The sequence below is a fragment of the Flavobacteriaceae bacterium genome (assembly GCA_014075215.1).
Taxonomy (GTDB): domain Bacteria; phylum Bacteroidota; class Bacteroidia; order Flavobacteriales; family Flavobacteriaceae; genus Polaribacter.
This window is the reverse complement of the sequence record CP046177.1, coordinates 3,058,687-3,075,275: the sequence shown is the minus strand read 5'-3', so window position 1 is coordinate 3,075,275 and position 16,589 is coordinate 3,058,687. Positions and strand designations below refer to the sequence as shown.

General features: G+C 35.5%; 14 protein-coding genes and 1 pseudogene. 6 read left to right on the top strand and 9 right to left on the bottom strand.

From position 1 onward, the window contains the following. The first annotated feature begins 65 nt into the window (after positions 1-65). The 3 genes from GKR88_15285 to GKR88_15275 all read left to right on the top strand — a co-directional run bounded on the left by GKR88_15285 (position 66) and on the right by GKR88_15275 (position 2,641). Positions 66-515, top strand: coding sequence for a hypothetical protein (locus tag GKR88_15285; protein QMU65512.1), 450 nt, complete (start codon positions 66-68; stop codon positions 513-515). Positions 516-611: 96 nt separating this feature from the next. Next, complete coding sequence (locus GKR88_15280; protein ID QMU65511.1) at positions 612-1,574, top strand: hypothetical protein; 963 nt, start codon at positions 612-614, stop codon at positions 1,572-1,574. A gap of 188 nt (positions 1,575-1,762) precedes the next feature. Next, positions 1,763-2,641 carry an IS982 family transposase gene (locus GKR88_15275; GenBank protein ID QMU65510.1) on the top strand — a complete coding sequence of 293 codons (879 nt, stop codon included), beginning with the start codon at positions 1,763-1,765 and terminating at the stop codon, positions 2,639-2,641. Between the two features lie 153 nt (positions 2,642-2,794). Here the strand turns inward: GKR88_15275 and GKR88_15270 are convergent, their stop codons facing one another. From GKR88_15270 to GKR88_15240, 7 genes are all read right to left on the bottom strand, one after another. Then, a complete protein-coding gene (locus GKR88_15270; protein ID QMU65509.1) occupies positions 2,795-3,562 on the bottom strand; it encodes a tryptophan synthase subunit alpha in 768 nt (255 codons plus the stop codon). Between the two features lie 3 nt (positions 3,563-3,565). Beyond that, entirely contained in the window at positions 3,566-4,750 is a 1,185-nt protein-coding gene (gene trpB, locus GKR88_15265; protein QMU65508.1) for a tryptophan synthase subunit beta, read from the bottom strand. A 54-nt stretch (positions 4,751-4,804) separates the two neighbouring features. Next, the gene (locus tag GKR88_15260) at positions 4,805-5,419 is read right to left on the bottom strand and encodes a phosphoribosylanthranilate isomerase (protein ID QMU65507.1); all 615 of its coding nucleotides are present in this window, start codon (positions 5,417-5,419) and stop codon (positions 4,805-4,807) included. A gap of 23 nt (positions 5,420-5,442) precedes the next feature. Then, on the bottom strand, positions 5,443-6,228 hold the full coding sequence (gene trpC / locus GKR88_15255) for an indole-3-glycerol phosphate synthase TrpC (protein QMU65506.1): 786 nt from the start codon (positions 6,226-6,228) through the stop codon (positions 5,443-5,445). 7 nt (positions 6,229-6,235) lie between these two features. Further along, positions 6,236-7,228, bottom strand: a complete 993-nt coding sequence (gene trpD / locus GKR88_15250) for an anthranilate phosphoribosyltransferase (protein QMU65505.1) — start codon at positions 7,226-7,228, stop codon at positions 6,236-6,238. A gap of 35 nt (positions 7,229-7,263) precedes the next feature. After that, positions 7,264-7,839 (bottom strand): aminodeoxychorismate/anthranilate synthase component II, encoded by a 576-nt coding sequence (locus GKR88_15245; GenBank protein QMU65504.1) that lies wholly within the window; start codon positions 7,837-7,839, stop codon positions 7,264-7,266. Positions 7,840-7,901: 62 nt separating this feature from the next. Next, on the bottom strand, positions 7,902-9,293 hold the full coding sequence (locus GKR88_15240; GenBank protein ID QMU66743.1) for an anthranilate synthase component I family protein: 1,392 nt from the start codon (positions 9,291-9,293) through the stop codon (positions 7,902-7,904). 355 nt (positions 9,294-9,648) lie between these two features. Between GKR88_15240 and GKR88_15235 the strand changes: the two genes are divergently transcribed. From GKR88_15235 to GKR88_15225, 3 genes and pseudogenes are all read left to right on the top strand, one after another. Next, the gene (locus GKR88_15235; GenBank protein QMU65503.1) at positions 9,649-11,343 is read left to right on the top strand and encodes an asparagine synthase B; all 1,695 of its coding nucleotides are present in this window, start codon (positions 9,649-9,651) and stop codon (positions 11,341-11,343) included. Between the two features lie 142 nt (positions 11,344-11,485). Beyond that, positions 11,486-11,872, top strand: a complete 387-nt coding sequence (locus tag GKR88_15230; protein ID QMU65502.1) for a hypothetical protein — start codon at positions 11,486-11,488, stop codon at positions 11,870-11,872. Between the two features lie 124 nt (positions 11,873-11,996). Next, a pseudogene (locus tag GKR88_15225) lies at positions 11,997-12,682 on the top strand (DDE transposase). A 550-nt stretch (positions 12,683-13,232) separates the two neighbouring features. Here the strand turns inward: GKR88_15225 and GKR88_15220 are convergent. Together GKR88_15220 and GKR88_15215 are read right to left on the bottom strand one after the other, a co-directional pair. Then, a complete protein-coding gene (locus GKR88_15220) occupies positions 13,233-14,861 on the bottom strand; it encodes an amidohydrolase family protein (GenBank protein QMU65501.1) in 1,629 nt (542 codons plus the stop codon). Positions 14,862-14,900: 39 nt separating this feature from the next. Next, positions 14,901-16,334, bottom strand: coding sequence for a M20/M25/M40 family metallo-hydrolase (locus GKR88_15215; protein ID QMU65500.1), 1,434 nt, complete (start codon positions 16,332-16,334; stop codon positions 14,901-14,903). Positions 16,335-16,589: the final 255 nt, after the last annotated feature.

The following is a 16,589-nucleotide window of genomic DNA, read 5'->3' as shown; positions in this document are numbered from 1 at the left end:
AAGCGATATTTCCTTGCTTTTCAGGCACATGAAACGTAGGTTAGCTGTATATAAACACATACATTATGGCACAAAAAGAAGTAGGTATTTGGGTACGAGTTTCTGGTCAAGCATCAGTTGATAAAGAAAATCACATCCACCATGAAATGAGAGCAAAAAACTTTATTAAAGCTCGTAATTGGAAAGTAGCGAAAGTATATCGCCTCAAAGCTATGACTGGTGAATCAATTATGGCTTACTCTGAAACCACACAGATGCTAGATGATATTAAGCACAAACGAATTAGTGGTATTGTCTTTACCAAAATTGCACGATTGGCTCGTAATACCCAAGAACTGATTAGTATTGCAAAGTTTTTTAGAGAACATGATGCTGACTTAATATCAATGGATATGTCAATTGATACCTCAACACCTATTGGTCGCCATTTTTTTCGCTCTATGAGTTCAATAGCTGAATGGGAGTTAGATACTATTAGGGATAGAATTCAAGGTTCGGTTCAAAGCCGTGCCTAGAGAGGATTACATATTGGAGGTCAACCTCCTTATGGTTTTAAATATGAAGAAAAACGCCTTGTTCCTCACACAGAAGAAGCACCAATACTCAAACTTATGTTTGAATTATTTTTGGAACACAAAAGAAAAAAGACTGTTGCACGAATATTGAATGAACGAGGATATCGAACTAAACGTGGCAATATGTTTACTGATTCAACGGTGCGGAGATTACTGCAAGAACCCGTTGCTAAGGGGTTACAGATAATGAATAGAAGACAGAGTAAAAAAACAGGATTTAAACCAAAAGAAGCGTGGGTATTTCACAAAGTGGAGGCAGTTGTTGATGAAGCAGTATGGGAGCAAGTCAATCAAATCATTAAAAAACAAGCACGTAACAATGCTCGTCCCCTCAATCTCAAAGTTCATTTATTCACTGGCTATGTGTTTTGTGTGTGCGGCGGTAGAATGTACACACGAGAGAGTAGCGAAAATTACGTGTGTCAACATTCATGTGGGAATAAAATACACAAAGAAGATTTAGAAGAAGTTTTTAAAAGTGAACTGCATACTTACACCGTTTCGCAAAATCATGTTGATGAATATTTTAGTACATTGCAAGGAGTGATTGGGAATAAGAAACAAGAATTGCAACAACTCAAAAGAAAGCAAGAGAAACTTAATGAAAAGATTGAAAAGCTTATGGAACTTCATGTTCAAGGACAAATTAAAACAGAAGCTTTTCATTCCTATCATGCAAAACCTTACGAGCAGTTGATGCAGGTAGAACAATCAATGGCAGAACTAGAAACAGAGTTTCTTTGTTTCACGCAACAAGAAAAGTCAACAGATATTATCATAGAAGAAGCACGTAATTTATATGAACGATGGGATACTTTAGAGAGAGATCAAAAGCGAAATATTATTGAAACGATAGTGGATAAGATTATTGTTGGCAAGGATGATATTGAAATAAATCTGTATAAAATCTTGCCTGATGGCTATATGCCACCTTCTTTAGAAACTGGAACAAATGGGCAACACACCCTTAGCAATGTCAATTTCAATCTTTGCGGCTAATTCTCGCATTAACAGATTTTTGCTTTCCCTAGCTTCTTTTATAATGTGACTTAACTCCATAGTAATAGAACTTGTGTTTCTTGACAAGATTTTTCAAATATAACCCGTTGTGCATTATGATTTAGGACAAAAAAGGTTGTTCATCTTACTGAAAATCAGTAAATTGATTTAATCACAAATCATTTATAATGAACAACTTAAATGCAAATTACGAAAGAATATTGGAAGTATTAAGAAAAATATCAAAAGAACAACTTTTAATTTATCAAAGGCGTGAACCTAAACTTAGTGATTTAGAACTCATCAGTTTAAGTTTAACGGTAGAATTTATGGGAATTGATAGCGAGAATGATTTGTTTAGGAAACTCCCAATTGCAATTTACCAGAAAATAGAACGAAATGTTTATAACAAAAGAAGGCGTAGATTATTAGATCATTTGGACAGTATTCGATTAAAATTAGCTTCCTACTTTAATGAATTTGAGAATTATTTTATCGTTGACAGTATGCCTTTGGAAGTTTGCAAATTATCAAGAAGTTATCGTTCTAAAATCTGCAAAGAAACAATGCATACCTTTCCAGACAAAGGTTATTGTGCATCTCAAGGTACTAATTATTACGGGTATAAGTTGCACGCAATTTGTTCTGTGAGCGGTGTTTTTCAGAGTATCGATTTTAGTCCAGCATCTGTACATGATATCAATTATCTTAAAGCGGTTAAAATGCAGATTAAAAGCGCTACTTTAATTGGTGATAGAGGATATTTATCCGCAGAAGTTCAACTTAATTTATTTGAAACCTATGATATTAAATTAAATACACCAATGAGAAATAATCAAAATCAGTATAAGAAACAAGCTTATATTTTTAGAAAATCTAGAAAACGTATAGAAACTTTGTTCTCACAATTATATGACCAGTTTATGATTCGAAGAAACTATGCTAAAACTTTTGAAGGATTTAAAACAAGAATAATATCTAAGATATCTGCTTTAACTGTAATTCAATACATCAACAAATTTTTCTTTGATAGAAATATCAACAATATTAAAATCAGCATTATTTAAAATGCACAACAGGTGTTATTATAACGTACAATATGGCTACTTTATTCAGTTAAAAGTTGAAAAATTGAAGAAAACCGAATCTTGAAACTTGAAACTTTTAAATGAGTTCAATCTTTAAATATTTTGAATCTTTGAATTTTCATTCAAAAAATATCAACCTCTGACACTTTTTACAAATGCAGAAATAGCTTCTATTCCATGTTGTGCTATGTGATTAATAAAAGCCGAGCCAATAATAGCTCCGTTTCCATATTTACAGACTTCTGAAAATGTATTGTGGTCAGAAATTCCAAAACCAATAATAAGCTTACTTTTTAAGTTCATTGCTTTTATTTTTTTAAAATAAGCTATTTGTTCTTGGGAAATTTCCCCTTTTGCTCCCGTAATAGAAGTAGCAGCCACCATATATATAAAGCTTCGTGTATAGGAATCTATCTTTCGGATACGTTCTTCCGAAGTTTGCGGTGTAATTAAAAACACATTATGAATTCCGTATGTGGAAAACAATTTTTCATAATGGTTTTCGTATGCTATCATCGGCAGGTCAGGTAAAATAATGGTATCTATTCCGCTTTCCACTACTCTTTGGCAAAATATATCTTCTCCGTATGCCAAAAGTTGATTCAAATACCCCATCAACACCAAAGGTGTTTCGTTTGTTTGTTTGATTTTTGACAATTGATCAAAAACAATGTCTAAATTCATCCCGTTTTTTAGTGCTTTTTGGCTACTGTTTTGAATTGTAGATCCATCAGCTAACGGATCGGAATAGGGTAAACCAACCTCTATAAAATCCACACCGGCATCGCTTAACTCCCGAATTGTTTTAGCAGTGTCGTTTAACTTTGGAAAACCGGAAGTAAAATAAACCGATAAAATATTTGACGATTTTTCTTCTAATAATTTTGCAACTGAACTCATAGGTTACTCTTCTAAATGTTTGATAAGCATCTCTAAATCTTTATCCCCCCTACCCGATAAATTCATTACAACCACTTGTTCTTTTCCCAGGTTCAACTTTGGTAATACGGCCAGTGCATGCGCAGATTCCAAAGCCGGAATAATTCCTTCTGTCTTTGCTAATTCATATGCTGCTGCCAGTGCCTCTTTATCGGTAGCGTTCATAAATTTTACCCGTTTGGTTTCAAATAAAAATGCATGTAACGGTCCAACCCCCGGATAATCCAATCCTGCGGAAATAGAATACGGTTCAACGATTTGTCCGTAACCATCTTGCATCAGCATGGTCTTGCTTCCATGTATGACTCCTATATCTCCCAGTTGAGAAGTCGCAGCACTTTTACCGGAGTTGACTCCTAAACCGGCAGCTTCCACTGCTATGAGTGCTACTTCCGGGGTATCCAAATAATGATAAAAAGCCCCTGCCGCATTACTTCCGCCTCCTACACAGGCAATAACCATATCCGGATTTTCTCTACCGACATGTTCTTTCAACTGCCATTTTATCTCCTCTGAAATGATTGCCTGTAAGCGCGCTACCATATCCGGATATGGAGCAGGGCCAACTACGGAGCCTATTAAATAATACATCTCCGGATGCTGAATCCAATATCGAATGGCTTCATTGGTTGCATCTTTCAGTGTTTTACTTCCGCTGGTTGCCGGAACTACTTTTGCGTCTAACATTTTCATTCTGGCTACATTCGGTGCCTGGCGCATGATATCCTTTTCGCCCATAAAGACCGTACACTCCAAACCCATTAGGGCACAAACCGTGGCAGTAGCCACTCCGTGCTGTCCGGCACCTGTTTCTGCAATAATGCTGGTTTTTCCCAGTTTTTTAGCAATCAAAATCTGACCGATCGTATTATTTACTTTATGTGCTCCCGTATGATTTAAATCCTCCCGTTTTAAATAAATATGTGCTCCGTATAATGATGATAATCGTTTCGCAAAATACAACGGGCTCGGCCTTCCTACATAATCTTTTAAGAGGTTCTTGTATTCTTTTTGAAACTCCGAAGATTCAATAATTTGAATATATGTATCGTGAATTTTCTTCACATTGGGATATAGTAATTCCGGAACGAATGCTCCTCCGAATTGCCCGTAATATCCGTTTTTATCCGGATGAAGTTTTGATTTCATAAATAGTTAGTTATTACTTTTACCGTCTTTTCAAAATAAGTTCTTTACGTTATCTCAACAAACTCCGGATGCTATTAGTTTATTCTTAAATTTTCGAACTTCCTTTATATTTTTTAATCCCGGTTTGGTTTCAAATCTACTGTTGATATCAACAGCATAAACAGGTAATCCGGACGCTTTTATTTTTATAATTTCCTCCACATCCCCAGGTTCAATGCCACCGCTTAAAAAGAAAGGTGTTGAAAAAGGGTAATTTTTTAATACATTCCAGTCAAATTTTACTCCATTCCCTCCTCTTTCTTTTCCTTTTGTGTCAAACAAAAAATAATCAACTTCATTTTCATAGGGCTTCAACACTTCAAAATCAAAATCGTCTTTAATACCAAATACTTTGATAATTTCAACCTTTGATGACAAATGATTTTTTAATTCTTGAATGTATTTCACAGGTTCATCTCCGTGCAACTGAATGACTTCTAATAAGTGTTTTTTGACTGTCGAAACTACCATTGTATACCCTTCATTTACAAAAACACCTGTTTTTTTAACCGGTTTTGGAAGTTCAGGCATAATTCCTTCAAAATTTCTCATGGATTTTTTATAAAAAATAAACCCCATATAATCAGGTTTCATATCGGCAATTAACCGAATATTATCTACATATTTCATACCGCAAATTTTTAGTTTCATCGCTATCGTATTTGACTGATAAATGTTTCACAAGCCAATCCCGGATTTTCTTCCTTCATAAAATTTTCTCCAATTAAAAATCCTTTAAAACCATATTCTTTTAAACCGGTGATAATTTTCGGATCGTTGATTCCGCTCTCGGAAACTTTTACGCAGTCGGAAGGAATCTGACTTGCCAGTGTAATGGAGTGCTCCAAATCAACTTCAAAGGTTTTGAGATTTCTATTATTAATTCCTACAATCTTATGAGTAAGTGCTATCTTATCCAAATCTTCTATTGTATGTGCTTCATACAAAACTTCCATTCCCAAATCCTCTGTCAACTGTCCGTAGTTCTTTAACTCTTTTTTGGTTAAACAGGCAGCAATCAGCAAAATCACATCCGCTCCGATAGCTTTGGCTTCCACAACCTGAAAGCCGTCTACAATAAAGTCTTTTCGTAAAATAGGGATGGTGGTATTTATAGTTCTGGCCTGCATCAGATCGACCATTGTTCCGCCAAAAAATGAAGTATCTGTTAAAATGGATTGTGCAGCTACATTGGCATCTAAATAACCTGTTGTTACCTCTTCAATAGTTACTTTATCATTGATAATTCCTTTTGAGGGAGATTGCCTTTTAAATTCTGCAATAATTCCAGTTGAATCTGTTTCTAACAGTGATTTTCTAAGCGATAACGGCTCTCTCTGAAACAACGGACTTTCCACTAATTTCTTAACCGGAACGTCTGCCTTTATTTTAGCTACTTCTTTCTTTTTAAATGCTATTATTTTATCTAATATGGTCATACAATAATTATGAATTACGAATTAATTTATGAAGACATTCTTTTGCTCTCCCTCCAAACAAGGCATCTTTTGCTTCTTCAAAAGCAGTTTCGAATGATTTGCTTTTATCTACAATTTTCAGAGCAAAAGCAGCATTGGTTAATACCACATCGTTCTGAACTTCCGTACCCTTTCCGTCCAAAATCGTATTAAAAATCTTTGCTGCGTCTTTTACGGAATTACCTCCGTAAATATCGGATTGTAAAATTCTTCTCCGGCCAATATCTTCCGGATTGATGATTTCTTCCCCCGATTTGGTAAATAATTTAAATCCACTCGTCAAAGAGATTTCATCATATCCGTCTAACGTATGAATAATCCCGTAATTTGAATCTTCCCCCTGTAATATATAATGATACAATCGTGCAATTTCCAGATTAAATGTTCCCAACATCAAATTCTGTGGAGAACTCGGATTTACCAGCGGCCCTAACATGTTAAAAAAAGTTTTTAATGCCAGTGCCTTTCTTGTGGGCCCAACAACTTTCATAGCCGGGTGAAATTTCGGGGCATGTAAAAAACAAATATTTGCTTTCTCCAAATGCCTCTTTAAAGTGTTTTCATCATTGGTAAAATGATAGCCGAAATTCTCTAACATATCTGAAGATCCGGATTTTGACGACACACTATAGTTGCCATGTTTGGCAACTTTTTGCCCAGTTCCCGCCACAATAAAAGATGCTAATGTAGAGATATTAAACGTGTCTTTTCCATCGCCTCCGGTACCTACAATATCAATGGTATTATATGCTGATAAATCGACCGTAATTGCCAGTTCTTTTAGTGCTTCCCGAAACCCTGATAATTCGTCTGCTGTAATAGGGCGCATCATAAAAACAGTCATAAAAGAAACTAAATGTGCATCATTATAAGTTGATGCAGTAATATCAATCAAAATCTGTTTTGCTTCGGATTTTAACAGGCGTTTGTGTTGGTATAAATCGTTTAATATTTCTTTCATTTTATTTAATCCTCATTTTTACGGGAATGATCATATTACACATAAGCTTCTATAAAATTCCTAACGATTTGTTCTCCTACTTCTGTTAAGATAGATTCGGGATGAAACTGCACTGCACTTATTGAAAATTCTTTATGACGAGTGGCCATAATTTCTCCATCTCCATCGGTTGCTGTAATTTCCAGGCACTCCGGGATGTTTTCTTTGGAAGCGATCCACGAATGATATCTTGCTGCTGAAAATTCGGAAGGAATACCCTTAAAAATAATGGCTGAAGGTTGAACCACTCTCATTGTCGTAGCCACTCCGTGAAAAACCATGTCCATATTTACAATGGTTCCACCAAACACCTCTGTAATTGCCTGAAGGCCTAAGCATACTCCAAAAAAGGGTTTTTCACCGGCGTATCTTTTAATAATCTGCTTTAAAATTCCTGCCTCATCCGGGATTCCAGGCCCTGGAGATAACATAATTAAGTCGTATGGATGTATTTCCTCCAGTCCAATTTCATCGTTTCTAAAAACCGCAGGAAAAGTTCCCGTAATTTTTTCAACCATGTGCACAAGATTGTATGTAAACGAATCGTAATTATCTATTATTAGTATGTTCATAATTTATTGAAAAATTGAATGATTCAAAAATTTAAAGTTTCAATTTTTGAATCATTTACTACTTATATTTTTTCAGCCAAAACCAGTGCTTTTTTTAATGCAGCTAATTTATTATTGACTTCTTGTAATTCTTTTTCCTCGTCAGAATGGATAACAATTCCTGCTCCTGCCTGATAGTATAATTTGTTTTGTTTACTCACGAAAGAGCGAATCGCAATAGCCAAATTCACAGAACCGTTTAATCCTATTATACCGACAGCACCCCCATAAAATCCGCGTGATTGATTTTCATATTTGTCAATCAGTTGCATTGCTTTGTATTTTGGTGCTCCACTTAAGGTTCCTGCCGGGAATGTATCTCCGACAATCTTGATCGGATCGCCTTTGATTTCCCCTTTTACCGTAGACACCAAATGAATAACATGACTAAAAAACTGAACTTCTTTAAACACTTCTACAGTTACATTATCAGCGTGTTTGCTTAAATCATTTCTGGCCAAATCAACCAGCATGACATGCTCAGCGGTTTCTTTAGTGTCTTCGCATAACAGTTTACCAAGTTTTATGTCTTCTGCCATATCACCTGTCCTTTTGAACGTTCCTGCAATAGGGTTGATGAGGGCTTTTCCTGCTACTACCTTTATCTGTGCTTCCGGCGATGAGCCCATCAGTTTAAAACTTCCGTAATCAAAATAAAATAAATACGGTGACGGATTTATCGACCGTAGTGCTCTGTATACATTAAACTCATCACCTGTAAAAGCTTGTTGAAACTGACGCGACAATACCAGTTGAAATACATCCCCTCTTTTACAATGTGCTTTTGCTATTGTTACATATTTTTTAAAATCTTCATCGGTACAATTAGAAGCTTCACCTCCTGAGATTTTAAATCTTTGAGTAGTAAATGCCCGCGCTTCAATAATGGTTTCTATCTCTGCTATCCTCGAATCAGTACCTTCCATTATATTTTCAATCAATATCATTTCATCATTAAAATGATTGATCGCAATAATAAATCGATAAAAACTGTACTGCATTGACGGAATTGCCGAAGGTGCTTTTGAAGTGTTTAGTTGAATATTTTCAAAATACCGGACACTGTCATAAGTAGTATATCCGTACAAGCCATTAAATGATTTTAATGACGCTTCGCATTCTAAAATAATCGCATCGCTAAACTGATTAAAAAGCTGATAAAAATTCCGATTGATGCCTTCGGACGAGATGAGAGAACCGTTTTTAAACACAGAAAATTGACCATCTTCAACCTTCATGGTGAGTATGGGTTCGATACAAATAAAAGAAAAACTTTCTTCTTTACTGTGATAGTCAGAGCTTTCCAAAAGCAACGTATTTGCGTATCTGTCTCGTAAACGAAAGTACAAACCTACCGGAGTAACTGTATCGGAAATTCGTCGTCTACTACTGGTTTTTATCGTTGTTTTTTTTATTTCCATACTATATTTCAGTAATTATTAGAATCAGAAAAGACTTATCGTGAGATAAGCCTTTTATATTTTTAACATACAGGTTTCCTTCTCACTTATGAGTGCAAAGATATCCACCACCATATATTTTTATTCCGTAACATTGTCAGGCAAAAATAAATACTGATTTCCAATACGACAAGTTTTCCTATACTTTTTTTAAAGTATAAGTTTTAAAACAACATTTAGCTTTAAATAATTACATTATAAATTAAAAAAGATACAAAATGTATCATATTGTAATTATTTTAAATAAAAAAGTAATATTTAGATACTTATTTCAGTTTATTTGCATTATTATTAATATTCAATAAAAATTATGTGTGGTATTGTATGTGCTTTTGACCTAAAAGAGAAATCAGATGTATTAAGGCCTCAATTATTAGAGATGTCTTCAAAGATCAGGCATAGAGGCCCGGATTGGAGTGGAATCTATAGTAATGATAAAGCAATTTTAGCGCATGAACGCCTGGCGATTGTAGATCCGGCATCAGGAAAACAACCCTTGTTTAGTGAAGATAAAAAGCTTGTGTTGGCTGCAAACGGAGAGATTTATAATCACAGAGTATTAAGAAAACAATTTGAAAATTACAGATCAGATCATTCGAAGCCAACTTATGAGTTTCAGACAGAATCTGACTGTGAAATACTTCTTGCGCTATATAAAGAAAAAGGAATGCATTTTTTAGATGAACTGAATGGTATCTTCGGTTTTGCCATTTACGATGTTGAGAAAGACGAATATTTTGTAGCGAGAGATCATATGGGAATCATCCCTCTGTATATAGGTTGGGATCAGCATGGAACTTTTTATGTAGCCTCAGAGCTAAAAGCACTGGAGGGAGTATGTACAAAAATTGAACTATTCCCACCCGGGCATTATCTATCCGGAAAAGATGGGGTAGTAAAACAATGGTACAAAAGAGATTGGATGGAATATAAAGCCGTAAAAGAAAATCAAACGAATATTGATGAAATTAGAGAAGCCTTAGAAGCTGCTGTACACAGGCAATTGATGAGTGATGTCCCATATGGTGTATTACTTTCCGGCGGGTTGGATTCGTCAATTACTTCCGCCATTGCAAAAAAATATGCGGAAAAAAGAATTGAATCCGGAGATACCAAAGATGCCTGGTGGCCTCAATTGCATTCGTTTTCAGTAGGCCTGGAAGGCTCTCCCGATTTGGCTGCCGCACAAAAAGTAGCAGGTCATATTGGTACGGTACACCATGAAATCAAATTTACTATTCAAGAAGGTTTAGATGCTATCAGAGATGTAATTTATAAATTGGAAACCTATGATATTACAACCGTCAGAGCTTCTACTCCTATGTATTTGATGGCCAGAGTTATAAAATCTATGGGTGTAAAAATGGTATTGTCCGGTGAAGGAGCAGATGAGCTTTTTGGAGGGTATTTGTACTTTCACAAAGCGCCAAATGCTGAGGAATTTCATAAAGAAACGGTCAGAAAACTGAACAAATTACACATGTATGATTGTTTAAGAGCTAACAAATCTCTGGCTGCCTGGGGTATAGAAGGGCGTGTTCCTTTTTTAGACAAAGAATTTATAGATGTGGCAATGCGTATCAACCCGAAAGATAAAATGATTCGTGGAGAGCGAATGGAAAAATGGGTAATAAGAAAAGCATTTGAAAGTTATCTGCCGGAAAGTGTAGCCTGGAGGCAAAAAGAGCAATTCTCTGACGGGGTGGGCAGCTGGATTGACACAAAAGAAGTTGCAGCTACCGCAGTAACCGACGAGCAATTGGCAAATGCGACTTATAAATTTCCAGTTCAAACACCAACAAGTAAAGAAGAGTTTTTTTATCGTTCTGTTTTTGCAGAACATTTTCCGAGTGATACTGCAGCGCTATCCGTACCTCAGGAACCATCTGTTGCCTGTAGCACTAAAATCGCTTTGGAATGGGATGAAAGTTTTAAAAACAAGAATGAACCATCCGGAAGAGCCATTACTACAGTTCATGGGCTTCCTCCGATAAAGATAAAGTGAACTAAAAATAAAGGCCACATAGTCATAAGTTAACCCGTTGTGCATTTTGAACTAAAAAGTAAATTTAAACGTCAGTTCGAGTGATTTTTGGGTCAACGACAATTTATGGGGATTGATTATTTTAGATGCATAAAAAAAGACGATGCATTTAGAATTATTAGCATCTATCCTCCCTCAAGATTTATTACTTCATTTTGATATTGTATTTTTTGAAGAATTAGGAGATATTTCAGTTAAAAAGGATGCTTTTCACATTTATTTAGAAGAGAAGAATATTCTACCAGAGGGTTACTCAAAGGGTAATTATGAGTCCAAAGGTTTTATTAGCAGTAAACAGATTCAAGATTTTCCCATACGCGGTAAAGCAGTTTATCTACATATAAAAACAAGACGATGGCGAGATAAGAAGACTAAAAAGGGAGCGATTAAAAATGATTATTCATTCATTGCAGAAGGTTCTAAATTAACGTCAGAACTTTCTGATTTTTTAAAAGCTACAGGTAGAGGCCCGAGAAGATACGATCAGTAATATAGCGAGTTATTACGGTATTTACCCACGAACTTTACAACGCCATTATAAGAAACAGATAAGTGGGTTTGATAGTTGGAATCAAAAGCCCCATTGTGAAGATTATCTTATTTATCCGAAGAATATAGGAGAGTATTTAAGTCTTGATGAAGTAAGTCTATCTAAAGGTGAACTTTATACCTATTTGACCAACAAGAACGGACGAAGTAAACAAGGAACTTTAGTGGCTTGTGTAAAAGGAATTAAAAGTGATGATATTATTACTGCTATTGAAAGAATACCCTTAGAACAACGCAAACAAGTCAAAGAAGTAACTTTAGATATGGCAAATAATATGAATTTAACAGCTAAGATTTGTTTTCCAAATGCTAAAATTGTTACCGATAGATTTCATGTGGTAAAACTGGTAACAGAAGCTTTACAGCATGTTAGAGTACAGCATCGGTGGAAAGCAATAGAAGATGAAAACAAAGAGCAGAATTATTATGTAATCTTTATCCAAACATCCAACAAGCCTATAAACACACTTTAGAATTTAGAAGCATTTATCAAGAAAAATGTAAAGTAAAAGCCAAACAACGATTTGAACATTGGTTTGAGGATACAGAAAAATTGGAATTTAAAAATTTCAATACAGCAATGAACAGTATTAAACATCATTTTAATACCATCTTAAACTTTTTTGACAATAGGAATACAAATGCAAATGCAGAGTCTTTTAATTCAAAAATAAAACTCTTTAGAGCCAATCAAAGAGGCGTAAGAGATACACAATTTTTCCTCTTTAGACTTGAAAAATTATTCGCTTAATACCCATAAAATTTACTTGAGCCTGATTTTGAGCTACGAAAAATCGTATCGAGAACATATTTAGAGCAAAAATTCTATTCTCGATACAAATTTTTCTCATTTTCAATCGAAAAATTTACTCGAATTGACGAATTTTATCAAAATGCACAACGGGTTATAATAATAACTGCCTATCGATAGAAAAGGTAAACTCGTCTGATAATTTTTACAGCTTTATCTAGTTTTTACACTCTTTTCGCTTAGAGGTCATACTTTTACAATAAATATGTTTAAAAAACTATTTTTTATAGAGCATTCTCTCAAATGAAACATAAAGTAAGTAAACAAGAGAGTTACCGCTAAAAAGAAACATCACGGGAGAATGCATCTGTAACATTCCTTTACAAAATGAACGTTCATATAAAGGTTATAACTTTGAGAGCTTCAAAGTTGTAGAGATGGAAAGGAAAAAGAGCATTTTTAACTTAAAACTCCTATCAGAGGATTTATGTTATATGGAATCTAAAGTTAAATTTAATCAATTGATATTGATTAGGTTAGAATTCGTACTTCATAATTCATCATTTATATAATATACCTTTTCACCATTAAGATAGGTAGCAACGATCTTAGTATCCGGAATTTTATTTTCTTCGATTTCCATGATATTCTGATTTAAAATCACAAAATCAGCAAATTTGCCTGTTTCAATACTTCCTTTTTCGTTTTCTTCAAAATTTGAATATGCTGCCCAGATAGTCATCCCTTTTAGTGTTTCTTCTCTGGACAAAGCATTCTCTGCCTGATATCCGTTTTCCGGATACCCGTGTATATCTTTTCTCACGGTTGCCGCATAAAAGGTTAAAAACGGATTTACCTTTTCTACAGGATAATCTGTTCCCAAAGCCACTTTTCCGTAGACTTTCAATAATTTTTTATATGCATATCCGCCCTTAATTCTTTCAGCACCCACTCTATCTTTTGCCCAGTACATATCTGAAGTGGCATGTGTGGGTTGAACAGATGGAATTATATTCTCAAAGAATTTAAAATCCTGCTCATCTACAATTTGAGCGTGCTCAATTCTCCAACGTCGATCTTTTTTGCCCTTCAATACTTCTCGATATGTTTTTAATAACCAATAGTTTGCGGAATCCCCGATAGCGTGAGTGTTCATTTGGTAACCGGAAGCAGCAATTTGCTTTGCCATTTCCTGGTAACGTTCCGGGGAAAAAATCAGAGCACCATAGTGATTCACTCTGTCGCTATACGGTTTTTTCATAGCAGCTCCGCGGGAGCCCAGGGCCCCGTCACCATACACCTTGAACGAACGAACATGTAACCGGTCTGTTTTGATGATTCCTCGTTTGATGTAGTAATCTAGGTGTCGCTGTGTTGCGGAAACCATAGCATATATTCTTATTTTCAAATCTCCTGCTTGTTGTAAACTATCTATAAGCTCGATGGTACTCTTATCAAGACCGGCATCGTCTACCGTCGTTAAACCATAACTGAAATTTATTTTTTGAGCATCTAATAAGCCTGCAATAGCTTCTTTTTTTGTAGTATTGGGTGTCTCAATAAACCGCATGGCAGCATCAATAAGTACTCCGGTCATTTTACCATCTTTCATGATAATTTCACCACCGCTCACCTCAGTATCTTTTGTCAGTTTCGAGGCATCAATTGCCGCCTGATTTACCAGTAATGCATGACCGTCTACTCTGCGAATAGCAACGGGTGTATTGGGAAATAATTGATCTAATTTTTCTTTTGTCGGGAACTCTTTTACCTGCCAGTCATTTTGGTCCCATCCTCGGCCTGTAATATAAGAGACTTTCTTTTTTTCCTGAAAATCAACGAGTTTTTGTAAAACATCCTGATAACTGGTTGTTCCTGTCAGATCTACTTTTTGTTGTTGCAGACCCAAACCATAGAAATGACAATGTGCATCGATCAATCCCGGAACAATGGTTTGGCCATTTGCATCTACGGTTTTTGAAGCTTTGTATTTTGATGTTATTTCTTTGGAAGCCCCTACGGCAATAAATCTGCCATTTTTTACAGCAAAAGCTTCAGCATTACTAAAATCAGCATCTACAGTATATACATGAGCATTAGTAATAATTATGTCGACTTGTTTTTGTTTGCAGGAAATGAATGCAAAGATAATTATTATAAAGTAGCTGTATTTTTTCATTGCGGTGGTGTTATCATTTTAATATCAGTATAAAACTGCTTACGGTTTGACAGGTGTATGGTGATATAGATATTTATCCATCAAATAAATAATGCTTGCCATAGAGGCACTTCCTAATTCCAGTTCTCTTTTATTTACTTTGTCAAAGGTATCTGTAGAAGTGTGGTGGTAATCAAAATAGCGTTGGCTATCGGGTCTGTACCCCACTAAGGTTACGGTTTCACCTTTTAAGGGATCAATGTCCGCACCGCTTCCTCCTTTGTCAATATCGTGTAAGCCATAGGGAGCCAGTAGTTTTTTCCAGCTTTTTAGCAATGCCGTATTTGCGGCATTGGCATCAATAGTAAATCCCCTGGGTGTATGCCCTCCGGCATCGGATTCCAAACCGCCAATATGATTTTCTCTGTTTATTTTTGCCAGTTCGGCATATTTTTTTGCACCCCGCATTCCATTTTCTTCATTCATAAAAAAGACAACCCGTAATGTGTTTTTTGGCTTGATATTGTTTTTTTTGAATAAATAGGCTACTTCTAAAGATTGAACAATTCCGGTTCCGTCGTCATGCGCACCGTCACCCAAATCCCAGGAATCCAAATGCCCGCCAACCACCATAATATTTTCCGGAGTCTCAGTACCTTTAATTTCTCCAACCACATTAAAAGAAGGAGCATCGGGTAAAGTTTTACAATTTTGCTTAAAATAGAATTTTAAATTTGGATTGGCTTTTAAATCTTTGCTTAATATGTTCGCAGCTCTGGAACTGATTGCAGCTGCCGGAATATATTGCTCTTTTGGAATGTCTCCATAGGTCATGGTTCCTGTGTGCGGATAATCATCAATACCATCCGTCATTGAGCGGACAATTACTCCTTTGGCTCCAAACTTTCCACAAACGGAAGCACCTCGAACACGTTGGCCTACACATCCTCCATATGCTTTGAAGGTATTAATCAACGTGTTGTCAAAAGGACGGTTAAAAAATACAATTTTTCCTTTTAGTTTCTCTCCCAGTTCTTCTGCTTCTTTTAAACCTTGTACTTCTATTACTTTTGCAGTGATTCCGTTTTCCGGAGTTGCTACTGAAAACCCCAGAGCACAGATAGGAACATTTTTCTTTTGTCCGTTTACAGTATAATTTGCCACTTCTTTTTCGCCACGAACCCAATGAGGTACCATTACAGGTTGTAACCAAACAGAGTCCAAACCTACTTTTTTCATCAAAGCTTCTCCCCATACCACCGCTTTTTGTGCTTCCGGAGATCCTGACAAACGTCCTCCTATATTGGAAGTCAGATCTCGTAACCACTCGTAGGATTGACCTTGAGTCAGTACGGTATTAAATAGGTGTTTAATGGTTGTAGAATCTGTTTTTTCTTCTTTAGATAGTTCTAAAGAGGTTATGTTCACCTGTTTTTTGGGTTGGCAAGCTAAAAATAAAAGAGGAATGAGAGGGCATAACATTAGTTTTTTCATCTGGTTTCTGGTTTTTAAACAGCTAAATTTACGGAAAGTTATCAAAATCAATGCTGCTAGGTCTTTTAATTATGTAGATTACAAATTTTTATCCCTATAGGTGTTTAATGAATTATAAAGATTAAAAGATTTCCAAGGTGTGGTAATGAGTTCTCTTTTAAACTTTCTAACTTTTAAACTTTTTTAAACTAAATATATAAGACCTTTGCAGAATTGATTTGGCAAAAAAGTTCGACGCCCGAAGAAAATTTTAAA